The organism is Flavobacterium sp. CFBP9031, from assembly GCF_034044945.1.
Classification (GTDB): domain Bacteria; phylum Bacteroidota; class Bacteroidia; order Flavobacteriales; family Flavobacteriaceae; genus Flavobacterium.
In genome coordinates, this window is the sequence record NZ_JAXCWF010000012.1 from 120,528 (window position 1) to 133,018 (window position 12,491).

Annotated in this window: 11 protein-coding genes; 8 read left to right on the forward strand and 3 right to left on the reverse strand. The window is 32.2% G+C overall.

The features are described 5' to 3' along the window. Positions 1 to 480 precede the first annotated feature (480 nt). The 3 genes from SOM12_RS19175 (at position 481) to SOM12_RS19185 (ending at position 5,086) form a co-directional block, all read left to right on the forward strand. The gene (locus tag SOM12_RS19175) at positions 481 to 2,862 is read left to right on the forward strand and encodes a TonB-dependent receptor (RefSeq protein WP_320494922.1); all 2,382 of its coding nucleotides are present in this window, start codon (positions 481 to 483) and stop codon (positions 2,860 to 2,862) included. A gap of 56 nt (positions 2,863 to 2,918) precedes the next feature. Then, positions 2,919 to 4,013 (forward strand): PepSY-associated TM helix domain-containing protein, encoded by a 1,095-nt coding sequence (locus SOM12_RS19180; RefSeq protein WP_320494923.1) that lies wholly within the window; start codon positions 2,919 to 2,921, stop codon positions 4,011 to 4,013. Positions 4,014 to 4,354: 341 nt separating this feature from the next. Continuing rightward, complete coding sequence (locus SOM12_RS19185; protein WP_320494925.1) at positions 4,355 to 5,086, forward strand: hypothetical protein; 732 nt, start codon at positions 4,355 to 4,357, stop codon at positions 5,084 to 5,086. A 74-nt stretch (positions 5,087 to 5,160) separates the two neighbouring features. Here the strand turns inward: SOM12_RS19185 and SOM12_RS19190 are convergent, their stop codons facing one another. Together SOM12_RS19190 and SOM12_RS19195 are read right to left on the reverse strand one after the other, a co-directional pair. Beyond that, positions 5,161 to 5,970, reverse strand: coding sequence for an SDR family NAD(P)-dependent oxidoreductase (locus SOM12_RS19190; protein WP_095930068.1), 810 nt, complete (start codon positions 5,968 to 5,970; stop codon positions 5,161 to 5,163). A gap of 67 nt (positions 5,971 to 6,037) precedes the next feature. Beyond that, a complete protein-coding gene (locus SOM12_RS19195; RefSeq protein WP_320494926.1) occupies positions 6,038 to 6,625 on the reverse strand; it encodes a TetR/AcrR family transcriptional regulator in 588 nt (195 codons plus the stop codon). A gap of 166 nt (positions 6,626 to 6,791) precedes the next feature. Here SOM12_RS19195 and SOM12_RS19200 point away from each other — a divergent pair, with 166 nt between their 5' ends. Continuing rightward, positions 6,792 to 7,157 carry a hypothetical protein gene (locus tag SOM12_RS19200; RefSeq protein ID WP_320494928.1) on the forward strand — a complete coding sequence of 122 codons (366 nt, stop codon included), beginning with the start codon at positions 6,792 to 6,794 and terminating at the stop codon, positions 7,155 to 7,157. A gap of 21 nt (positions 7,158 to 7,178) precedes the next feature. Here the strand turns inward: SOM12_RS19200 and SOM12_RS19205 are convergent, their stop codons facing one another. After that, positions 7,179 to 9,566: an outer membrane beta-barrel family protein gene (locus SOM12_RS19205; protein ID WP_320494929.1), complete on the reverse strand. Its 2,388-nt coding sequence runs from the start codon at positions 9,564 to 9,566 to the stop codon at positions 7,179 to 7,181. A gap of 141 nt (positions 9,567 to 9,707) precedes the next feature. Here SOM12_RS19205 and SOM12_RS19210 point away from each other — a divergent pair, with 141 nt between their 5' ends. The 4 genes from SOM12_RS19210 (at position 9,708) to SOM12_RS19225 (ending at position 12,468) form a co-directional block, all read left to right on the forward strand. Further along, entirely contained in the window at positions 9,708 to 10,730 is a 1,023-nt protein-coding gene (locus SOM12_RS19210) for a sensor histidine kinase (RefSeq protein WP_320494931.1), read from the forward strand. Beyond that, the gene (locus tag SOM12_RS19215) at positions 10,727 to 11,422 is read left to right on the forward strand and encodes a LytR/AlgR family response regulator transcription factor (RefSeq protein WP_320494932.1); all 696 of its coding nucleotides are present in this window, start codon (positions 10,727 to 10,729) and stop codon (positions 11,420 to 11,422) included. Before SOM12_RS19210 ends, SOM12_RS19215 begins: the two co-directional genes overlap by 4 nt. A gap of 46 nt (positions 11,423 to 11,468) precedes the next feature. Next, positions 11,469 to 11,837 carry a hypothetical protein gene (locus SOM12_RS19220; RefSeq protein WP_320494933.1) on the forward strand — a complete coding sequence of 123 codons (369 nt, stop codon included), beginning with the start codon at positions 11,469 to 11,471 and terminating at the stop codon, positions 11,835 to 11,837. 130 nt (positions 11,838 to 11,967) lie between these two features. Beyond that, positions 11,968 to 12,468, forward strand: coding sequence for a GNAT family N-acetyltransferase (locus SOM12_RS19225; RefSeq protein ID WP_320494934.1), 501 nt, complete (start codon positions 11,968 to 11,970; stop codon positions 12,466 to 12,468). The last annotated feature ends 23 nt before the right edge of the window (positions 12,469 to 12,491 follow it).

Sequence of the window (12,491 nt, forward strand, 5' to 3'; positions counted from 1 at the left end):
ATTCTAAAAAACATAACAATCTGTTCACTTTACAAAACGTAAGGTTTTGATTTATATTTACTTAATAAGTAGTCTTTTTTCTATAAAATTATAATTTATAAGAAGATAATAAGGGTTAATGTTGTACTTTATTATATATGATGTAGAAGTTGCTTCTGATGCATTTAAGTTTAGAAAACTTGCACTATAACAGTTTGATAATAAAATTTTACTTTCAAAAGCTATTTAAAGTTATACATATGGAAGTTCGTAAAGTCAGAAATGAGATTTTTAAAGTAGCTAAAACGGTATAAAATGCTTGTTCTAAAAAAATAGATTTTAATGGCAATCTTTTAAGAAGTAGATCTTTTTGAAAAGCAAGAAAATAGTAATGTTTGGTTTTTAATTATTTTTTAAGAAAGTTTTAATCTTTTTCTAAGAAATCAGTTCTCATTTATATATTTGTAACCAGTCTAAATAAGGATAAATTATAAATTTTATATGAAAACAATTTTTAAAACACTTAAAAACAATGTTTTAACTCAAGTGTTTGTTGCCTTTTTGATGCTTTTCTCCTGTTCAGAAACGGCTTTTTCTCAATCAACTGTTGGTACAATTTCTGGTAAGGCTGTGCTTAAAGACGGAAATTTTTTACAAGGTGCAACGGTTAAAATTTCAGAATTAAATAAAACTACTACGACCGATTCTGATGGTACATATCAATTAAAAAATATTCCTTTCGGAACTTATTTCGTTGAAATAAAACTAAACGGTTACGAATCTTCTCCAGCATCTGTTATTGTAGATCAGAATAATACAGAAGTTACTCTTGATTTTGAAATGGCTTACACTTCGCAAAAATTAGAAGAGGTAATTGTAAGCTCGGGAGGAAACCGATTTGCAAGAAAAGAAAGTGAAGAGGTTTCTAAAATGAAACTCAAAAACATGGAGAATCCTCAGGTTTATACTATTGTGAGTAAGGAATTGATGAAAGAGCAAGTAATTACAGATTACAACAGTGCTTTTAAAAACGTTCCCGGTGCTGGTATTGCCGAAGTGAGAAATCAAGGTAGAACAACTAACATTTCTAGAGGTTTTGCAACGCCTCAATTGGTAAGAAATGGTGTTGGAAGTTTTACCTATAATACGATTGATCCTTCTAATTTAGAGCGTATTGAAGTTATTAAAGGACCATCGGCAACTTTGTTTGGAAGTACCATCTCTTCTTTTGGCGGATTGTTTAATAGAGTTACCAAAAAGCCTTTTAATTTCTTTAAAGGAGAAGTTTCTTATTCGGCTGGCGATTGGGATTTGAATCGTTTAACGGCTGATATTAATACGCCTCTTAATGAAGACAAAACGGCTCTTTTTAGAATTAATACGGCACTGCACAGCGAAAGAAGTTTTCAAGACGCTGGTTTTAATAAAAGTTTTTTCATCGCGCCAAGTTTTTCTTATGAAGTAAATGAAAGACTGACTTTGTTAATTGATGCTGAATTTAGTGTTTCTAAAGGAACATCTCCAACACGATTGGCACCTTATACAAAAGCAGATGCGACTGCTCACAGCATCGAAGAATTAGGAATTCCGTATAAACTTTCTTTTGCCAATAATACAGTAAACTATACAGGTCAGCAGTATAATATATTTGCTCAATTGAAGTATAAAATTTCAGAAGAATGGACTTCACAAACAATAGTTTCTCGTACAAGATCTTCATCTGAAGGATATGTTGTGGCTTTGACTATGTTGAGTAATGAAACTCTTAGACAGCAAGTTACCAATCAAGATTATCCATATTATGGAACTGATATTCAGCAGAATTTCAACGGTGATTTTAAAATAGGCAAATTACGTAATAGAGTAGTGGCAGGTTTAGATTTTTACAGCCTTCGCGCTACACGTAACGACGCGACGGTAAACATGCCAGCGCTTAACTTTAGAAAACCTGGAGATGCTTACAACAATTTTACAATCAATAAAATAGAGCCTTTATTTGCAAATGCTACATACACTAATTTGGTGTCAAATGATGAAAGAACGTATAGCGCATATGTTTCTGATGTCTTGAATGTTACAGATAAATTATTGGTAATGGCTGGTGTTAGAGCTGACCGTTATATCAATAAAGGAGTGTACTATCCAAGTCGCGATTCTATTGCTGGAAATTATAATCAAACAGCATTTTCTCCTAGATTGGGAGCGGTTTATCAAGTGGTTAAAGATAAAGTTTCTGTTTTCGGAAATTACATGAACGGATTCAACAATGTTGGCGGATCTGATTTTTACGGAAATACTTTCAAACCAAATCAGGCAAACCAATTAGAAGGTGGAGTTAAATTTGATTTTAATAAAATTAGCGCAACTTTTAGCTATTACGATATCAAAGTAACCAATGTTACGCGCGATGATCCAGATCACATCAACTTCCAGATTCAGGACGGAACGCAATTGAGTAAAGGTTTTGAAGCTGAATTTATTGCAAACCCAATTAAAGGTTTAAATATCGTTGCGGGTTATACTTATAATGATAGCCAATATACAAAAGCAAACCCAAGCATTAATGGTTTAAGACCAACAACCGCTGGGTCGCCTACAACTGCCAATCTTTGGGCAAGTTATAGATTGACTGAAGGCGCTGCTTCTGGTCTTGGATTTGGATTTGGAGGAATTTATGGAAGCGAATATTATCAAACCAATACAACAACTTTTAAATTCACTATTCCTTCTTATACTGTTTTGGATGCCTCTGTGTTTTATGACCGACCAAAATTTAGATTAGGATTAAAAGTAGACAATCTTACCAACGAAAAATACTGGTCTTATCGTCTAGCGGCTCAAAACCCAACAAGAGTTACAGGAAATATTACGTTTAAATTCTAAGATTACAATTCGTCATTTAGAATCATATTATCTACATTTGGATTTTATTGCAAATTATGACCAAAGGTTTTAAAAATACTATTAGACAAATACATTTGTGGCTCGGTTTAGCATCGGGCCTCATTGTTTTTATAGTGAGCATTACAGGTTTTCTGTATGTTTTTGAAGAAGAAATTCGAGACTTTTCGCAGAAAGAATATCTTCATGTTCCGGTTCAGGAAAAGCCCTTTATAGGTTTAAAAGCTATAATTGAAAATTACGAACTTCTGGAACCGAAGCAGAAAATCACGGCTTTAAAAATTGACAAAACAGAACCGAATGCCACAGTTCAAATTTCGACAAAAAAGAAAAAGACCTATTATTTCAATCCATACGATGGAACTTTAATAAATCAGCAGGGAGCAGATTGGCTGAATACAATTCTGGAAATACACCGCACTTTGTTGTTAGGAGAAGTGGGCGAATTTATTCAAGGTTGTGCAGTTGTGATTTTTATCGTTATGTTGATTACGGGATTAATTTTATGGTTTCCAAAGCAAAGGCGTTTACTTAAACAATCTTTAAAGATAAAATGGAGCGGTTCTTTTAAAAGAGTCAATTTTGATTTACATCAAGTTCTCGGATTTTACGCTTCTATTTTTTTGCTTTTAATTGCTTTTTCAGGAACTTATTTTAAATATGAAACGGTAAAAAAAGGAGTAAGTTTAGTTACAGGCGCTAAATTAAGAAAAGGCGATGAAGTGGTTTCTAATGCAAAAATAGATTCAACAACAATTCCTGTTCGTTATAATAATATTTACGAAAGTGCTAATGCAAAATATCCTGGCGCAACTTCAGTTTCATTTTCGATAAGAAAAACAGGAGAGTTGCGATTAAGAATGACGTATCCAAATGATTGGGCAAGAAATCAAAATACTATTTTTTTTGATGGAATAACAGGGCAAATGCTCAGAACGAAATTATACAAAGACAATAATGCTGCAGATATTTACGAAGCAAGTAATCATGATCTGCATACAGGAGTTTTCTTTGGACTTACTGGCAAAATAATTTGGAGTTTGGTTAGTTTGATTGGAGCTTCTCTTCCTATAACTGGATTTATTATTTGGTGGAAGAAAGGGAAGAAGAAGGCTAAGAAGGTTAGGGCATAAAAAAATCATTTCAAGTAAAATATAAAAGCGCAAAATAAATCTATTTTGCGCTTTTTTCGATAAATCGCTTATGTTCCGTAGGAACATCTGGTCGGTAGAATCAGGTTGTTGCCATTTTTTTACCAACGAAACATTCCTACGGAATGATAACAGCTTGTGAAGCATTTTTATTTTGAAATAAAGAATTCTGTTTTTGTTTGATTTCCATTAAACGAATTGGCAGATTCTATTTCACTACAAATTTTCCCCAACTCATTACAAAATGTAATTTTTCGTATTTATTTTATAAAAAAAATAAATTTCAATATCCTAAATTTGGTCATAATGCAAAAATCAAGACCATGAAAATCAATTTAATTTCAGATTCATTTTGGGGAAATAAGAAGAAAATCTCTCTCTGGGATAGATTATTTAGAAGAAATAAAACGATAAATAAAGCACTATCTACACCAGAAATGATTAGTAAAAACTGTCGAGGATTACAGCTAGGAAATGAAAACTTAAAATCATTTCTCTTCTCTACAGATATGGCGCTTATTGAAAATAATGATGCCGATGCTATTTTGGCGGTTTATCCTTTTCCACCATCGCCAAAAATAATCAAAACGCTGATTGATTTTGCAGGAAAACCTATTGTATGCGGTGTTGGAGGCGGAACAACTAAAGGAAAAAAATCTGTAGAAATGGCAATTTATGCGGAAGAAGCAGGAGCATCCGGAATTATTGTAAATATTCCGTTTGAAAATAAAGACATTAAGAAAATAAGAGAAAAAATTGCGATACCAATTGTAGCAACTGTTGCTTACTCTGATTATGATTTTTTAAAAGGAAAAATCGAGGCAGGCGTAAATGTTTTTCATGTTTCTGGAGGAGCACATACAGCTAAAATTGTAAAAGAAATTACGGCTAAATTCCCCGATTTTCCTGTAATGGCAACTGGCGGGAAAAGTTTACATGATATCGAAGAATCTATAAATTCTGGTTCGAGAGCAATTGTGCTTTCGCCGCCATCCAATAAAGATTTGTTCAAAACAGTGATGGATAAATATCGAAATACGTTTGGCAATTTTTGATTTGATAATAAAGCAGATAAAATAAGAAAGGCAATCGTATGAGATTGCCTTTCTTATTTTAAATTGGAAATTAATTAACCATGAGCTTCAACCGAAACGTCATTCCATTTTTCCCAGTTTTCTAATCTTTGCTCGTAGCTTTGTTTTACGAATGGAAATGCTACTTTTCCTAGCAACAATCGTAACGGCGGATTTTCTGATTCTACCAAATTCACAACTGCTGGAGCTGTTGCTTGCACTTTACCGAATATGTTTTCTCTTTCTGCTAGAGCTTTTTTGATTTCGTCATAGTAAGGTAAACTTTCGCTGGTAATTCCTGTATGCCAGATATTAGATTCGTATCCGTTTGGTTCCAATAAAGTTACGTTGATTCCGAATTGTTTTACTTCAGATGCTAACGTTTCGCTTAAACCTTCAATTGCAAATTTAGAAGCACTGTAAAGTCCCATTCCTGTTGGTAAAGTTGCTAATCCTAAAATAGAAGAAACCTGAATAATATGACCGCTTTTTTGTTCTCTCATTATTGGAATAACAGCTTGGGTTAACCATAATGTCCCAAAGAAATTGGTTTCAAATTGTTCTCTAGCTTCGCTTTCGCTTGCTTCTTCAACTGCGCCTGTAAGTGCGTAACCAGCATTATTAATCAAAACATCGATAGTTCCAAAATGCTGTTTTACTTTTTGAACCACTTCTAGTGATTCTTGACGGTTATTGACATCCAATTTTAAAGGTAAAATTGCATTTCCGTATTTTTCTTTTAAATCGTTTAAGGTTTCAAGGTTTCTAGCAGTTCCTGCTACATTGTATCCTTTAGCTAAAAAAGCTTCTGCCCAAGCTCTTCCAAATCCTTTTGAAGCTCCTGTAATTAAAATTGTTTTTGACATGGTATTTGTTTTTATAATTAATTAATTTTTAAAAATGACCAATCGGTCACTTTTGAGGTAAAAAAAATTATATCAATTTTTCAGATATAATTTTTTTAAGCGTTTTTTCTATTATTTTCATATTATCGTTATTGCCAGACATACGGGACATTAAATGGCCTCCTTCAAGCATGGCAAAAAGCGCGATGGCAAATTCTGATGCATTCCATTCAGGATCAAATTCTTTATTAGCGATTCCTTTTTCTATAATCGAAGTTAAAAGCTGCTGTCCACGTTTGATAGCGGTGTTTACTTTTTCTTTCACAATCGGGTTTGTATCGTCGGCTTCGGTTCCAAAGTTTAGCAAAGGACATCCGCCAATTACCGGTGGATTGATCGGATTACTAAAAAACTCGATATAGGCAAAAAGCTGGTCTTTGGCGCTTTTTCCTTCTCTAAGTGCCATTTCCAGTTTAGAGCTTAGTATTTTCATATTATGATCTACGGCGGCACAAGCTAAAACATCTTTGTTCTCAAAATGAACATACATACTACCTTTAGACAGTTTGGTTGCCTCCATAATATCGCTCATAGAAGTTGCTGCAATTCCTTTTGTATTAAAAATAGGAGCGGCTTTTTCTATAATAAATTGTCTGGTTTCTTCACCTTTTGTCATGATAGGTTGTATTTAACGATGCAAATATATGACCGATTGGTCATATATGCAAATTTTAATTGATTTTTTTAATTTAGGATACAGAAATGTTTCGAAAAGCATCATAAATAAGAAAGTCATTTGTCTATATTTGTTTGAAGTAATTCTCATAATCTAAAGATAAGAAATGAAAAAATTCGAATTGTATTGGAGAGACCTTAATATTGGATCGATTGTTAAAACGTATTTTGATATGAGAGATTTTGGAATAATTACTTATAAGTTTGATTATTTAGCAGAACCTTCTAAAAATAAGCATCTTGCAGATTTTATTAAACATTCTATATTGGCAAGTATTCTTATAGAAGAAGGAGACGAGGAGGCTAATGATAGAATGGTTAAAATAGAAAATACAGAATTTCTTGATTTAGTTAACACAACAGATTGGCATCTTATCAATGAAAATGGAGAAAAAGAAATAATCCTTTGCCCTATATTTCATGAAGATGATGGAATAACCTGGATGATAGATATGAAAGCTCTACAATCGTAATTGTAAAGCTTTTTTTATTTCTTAATTCGCTCTATTCCTTTCCTCTTCATTTCCAAAGTTTCTCTCTTTAGATTTTACACTTTGGTTTCCGAATTTGTAGCTTAAAGCAATTCTAAAAGCTCTTGAATATCCATAATTTTTCATTGTATTCTTAATTCCGTTTGAATAATAAGAAATTAAAGGTTTTTGTGCATTCAATAGATCTTCTCCTGTCAAAGTAATCGAAAGGTTCTTTTTTAAAGCTAGAAATTTCACCGAAACATCTAAAATATTTAAAGTTGAAATATTAAAAACCTGATAGCGTCCTGGCAATTGCAAACCATAATTTAAACCCATAAAAAGAGTTTTAGATGGATTTACCGTAAAATCATTATTGGTGTAAATATAACCATTGTAACCATCTACAGAAGCAATTAAATTGGTTCTCGATTTTACATTTTGATAGTTTAAATTGAATCCCATAAAGCTGTTCCACCAAGAATATTTATTGAAATTGTAATACGTTGAAAGACCGATTTGGTAAGTGTCAGCATAATTGATTGGCGTGCTTTTCGTGATATTGGTTTCAGGATCAATAATCGCTAATTCTTGACCGAAATCTGAAACTTGAGAAAAATAGATATTATTTACCCATTTTTGATTGCGAATATAAGAGAATTGTAAATTGTCTATAATAGAAGGCTTCAAAAAAGGATTTCCTTCAGAATAATAAAACGGACTTGTTCTAATCACAAACGGATTCAAATAATCAAAATCAGGTCTGCGGATTCTTCGGCTGTAATTTAAAGAGTAGGAATTGTTATCATTCGCATTGTAAGTTACATAAGCGGTTGGAAATAATTTAATATAATTGTTTTTGTTAGTTTGATCTAGGTTTTCAGAATAGCCTTCGGTTTGTGTCGCTTCGGTTCTTAAACCAATTTGCGTTTCCCATTTTTCGCTTATTTTTTTATTTGCAGAAAAATAGATTGCTTCGTTGTACTCTTTGTACGTGAATATATTAGAATAATTTACGTCCAGAATTGGAGTTCCTGTTTCGTTGTCAAAAACCGTTAAATTATTTTTAGTTTTCGTATAAAATCCTTTTCCGCCAAAGCTAATATTCGCCCAAGAATAAGGAATAGAAACATCTGTTTTTGCCGAATAATTTCTCAATTGGTTTAAATTAGAATTAATTGCCGCAAAATAAGTTCCAGGAATATTTCTTTTCTGATTATCCATTTCATTTCCCGAAAACACACGTGAATCGTCTTTTTGGTAGTCAAAATAATCTAAATCTACTGTAATGTTTTTGCCTTCATTATTTAAATTAAAAACGTTATTCCAGTTAACCGAATTCATTTGAGGTTTGTTCTGTGCATGTACATTAGAAAACACATAAGAATTGATTTCTCCAGCTGTATTGTAACGAGTTGTAAGCGGATTATTTGCTGAATTTCTGTCATTAAAACTTCCTAAATATTTTACTCCAGAAGTCCAATTTTCAGTCAGTTTATAATCGGTACCAAAACCAATGCTCAATAAATCTGTTTTTGATTTGGTTGCAATATCTTGTTTCCAAACTTCATTAGGATAATAAATTCGGTTATCTGAAGTCGTGCGAAATTGCTCTGTTCCTTTATTGATTGAAGCTTGAAGCGAAAGTTTATTGTAATTGTAAATAAACAATCCGTTTATGTTTCCGCTTGCATAACTTCTTTGTGTATAAGTAGTTCCAAGATTAGCGGTCCACGAATTCGCTTTAGCAGTTTTCAATTTAATATTGATCAAACCACTATTGCCTTCCGCTTCATATTTTGCTGGAGGCGTTGTAATTACTTCAATACTTTTAATGTTATCTGCGGGAATCGATCTTAGAAATGCAACAAGATCTTCCTGAGTCATTTTATTCAAACGATCATCAATCATAACCAAGACTTCTCCTTTTCCAACAATAGAAATTGTTTCGTTCTGGACTCTCACGGTTGGCGTAGATTTTAAAGCGTCCAAAGCCGTTCCGCCAGTTGCAACAACAGAGTTTTCGACATTAAAAACCAAACGATCTACTTTTTGTTCTACCAATTTTTTTCGTGATTTTACAGTTACGCCATCTAATTGCACCAATTCTTTCACTTCAATTATTCCTAAATCAAGATCTTGATTTACGATTATTTCTTTGTTGCTAAATTCAGTTCCAAATTGTTCTATAATTAATCTATAGTTTCCTTTTTCAGTGTTTAAAATAAAGTTACCTAAACTATCAGTTGAAGTTTGTTTGTACAGAATTTTATCTGCTTTTAATAAAGTTGCCGTTGCAAACTCCAACGGTGTTTTGTTCTGATTGATGATTTTTCCTTTTACTAAATATTGTTGGGCAAATACGTTAATTTGAAATAGAAATAAGACTGATACTAAAATGATTCTGTTCATGATTTGGATTTTAATTACAGGGCAAAACTGTTAGAATTAAAACCCAAAAACCACTTTTATCGACAAACCCCTTCGATTAATCTGCAAACCCGTAAAAATGCTTTTTATTGAATGTATATCTTTGTTTTAAAAATATACCGAATGTATAAAGGAACCGTTACCAAAAAACTAGAATGTATAATTCATCTTATTTATTGGATTTTAATTTTCTATTTCACTTTCGTGAAAAACCCGATTGGAAGACAATTTTTTTTACCTGATCTCTTTCTTTGTACTTACTTTATCGTTTTTATTATTACGTTCTATTTTAATTATTTGATCGTAATGAAAACGGTTTTTAAGACTTTTAAATGGAAAAGGCTTTTTGCAGGAGTTTTTGTTTCGTATCTGGTTTTTACTTTTTTGAGATTCTTTTTTGAGCAAATTGTAACCAAACTTTTATTTGATAAAGTAAATTATACCGATGTTAATTTTCTGAATTATATGCTCGATAATTTGCATTACAGCAGTATGGCGATTATTTTGAGTTCGTTTCTTTGGTTTGTTATTTATTCGATTCGTCTTTTAGAATATAACAAGCTTATTCTAGAAGAAAATAAGAATACCGAAATTAAATTTTTGAAAGCGCAGATTAATCCGCACTTTGTATTTAATACTTTAAATAACATTTACTCCATGGTTTATTTTCAGTCAGATAAGTCATTGGTCGCGATTGATAAATTGAGCAAGATTATGCGTTTTACAACGTACGAATCTCAAAAAGAAAAGATCAGACTTTCAGACGAAGTGGATTATATAAAAGCGTATATTGAACTCGAACAATTGAGACATCAAGACAATGTTCGGGTTGATTTGAATGTCGAAATCAAAAACGAATTTGAAGAAATTCCGCCATATATTTTGTCGCCTTTGGTAGAAAATGCTTTAAAGCACGGAGAGGTTTCAGACTCAGAACCCATAGAAATTCAGCTAAAGGTTTCTTCTGAAAAATTGATTTTTAAAGTGAAGAATAAAATCGGAACGCAGAAAAAAGATAGTTTGGGCGGAATCGGATTAGATAATTTGCAAAAGCGTTTACAGATTCATTATCCCGAAAAACATCAAATAAAAATCACAAACAACGAAAACCATTTTACGGCTGAACTAGAAATAGATTTAAAATGACTAAAAAAATAAACTGCATAATTCTGGATGACGAGCCGTTTGCTGTCAAATTAATTGCCGATTACGCTTCTAAAATTTCAAGGATAAATGTTTTGTATGCAGATAGCGATGTCTTTAAAGCGATTGAAGTTTTAAATACAGAATCGGTCGATTTGATTTTTATTGATATCCAGATGCCGCAATTAACGGGAATTGAATTGATGCAGATGTTCAATCAGAAATATAATTTTATCATTACATCGGCTTATCCACAATATGCGCTTGAAGCTTTTCAATTTCATGTGATTGATTATTTGCTGAAACCCATTACGTTCAATCGTTTTTATCAAAGTGTAGAAAAGTTCATTCGCTGGCAGGAAACTTTTCAAACTACTGAAAAAGCGGGAGATGATTTTCTATTTGTAAAAGCGGACCGAAAGCACTATAAAATTGCTTTAAGCGATATTTTATATATTGAAGGATTACGAGATTATATCCGAATTCATACCAATGACGAAAAGATTATGGCATTGGAGAATATGAAAGATATTTTGGAGAAACTTCCGAATCGGTTTATTCGAATTCATCGTTCGTATATTATTCCAAAGGATAAAATTAAGGTTATTGATGGAAATCAGATTCTAATGAAAAGCGGTAATGCTTTACCAATAGGAGAGACGTATAGAAAGTTGGTTAGTGAGTGGTTGGTGTAAGTTTGGAATGTTTTATAAATAGAGAATTAAAATAAACTAAAAAGAAATGAAGAAATTCGAATTGTACTGGAGAGACCTTAACATTGGATCGATTGTTGAAACCAACTGGGATATGAGGAGTTCAGGAGATATTTCGTTTAAATTTGATTATTTGGCTGAGTCATCTGAAAATGAACATTTAGCAGACTATATAAAATTCTCTATAAAAGATAGCATTTTATTGGGAGAAGGAGTTGAGGATGATGATTTGGTTTTGGCTCAATCAGAAGAGGAAAAAAAATATCTTGATTTAATAGTTGATACTACTACAGATTGGTACATTCTCAATGAGAAAGGAGATAAAAGTATAATTCTTTGTCCCATATTTCATGAAGATGATCAAATAACCTGGATGAAAGATTCGGACTATTTTTAATTTTTGTTTTGATCCCTCGAATCAGCGAATGCTTTTTCGTGGTTAAAAAATTTCGATATATTTACAAAAGAAAAATTCTGTTACTAATTTTAGAAAATAGCTTCTAACTTATTTATTTTTAATAGTACCAATGCATATTATTTATCAAAGCCCTAGAATAATTATCCGCGAATTTTTGCCTGAAGAAAAACAGACATTCTTTGATCTTTTTATAGACAAGCAGGTGACGCAATACCTTCCTGATACTTCACCAGAAAGATGTGCCGAAATGTTTAATGAACTGCAAGAAAATTATAAAAACAAAAATCTCAGCCGTTGGGCGATATTTGATACTTTGGATAATAGTTTTATCGGAATGTGTGTTGCCCGTATTTTTGTACACAATACAGATCAGATAGAGATTGGGTATGTGCTTAGTAGAGCATATTGGGGAAAAGGTATTGCCACAGAAGTATGCAGGGCTATGACTCAATATAGCTTTGAAAATACAAAGACAAATGAAGTTGTAGCCATAACAGATCTCGATAACACCGGATCGCAAAATGTGCTGCAAAAAGTTGGTTTTAAACGATTAAGCAATCTGATAAGAAACGAGGAGGAACTTGCTTATTTTAAGATTGAGAGATTGTGATTTCATTTATGATTGGGGTATTT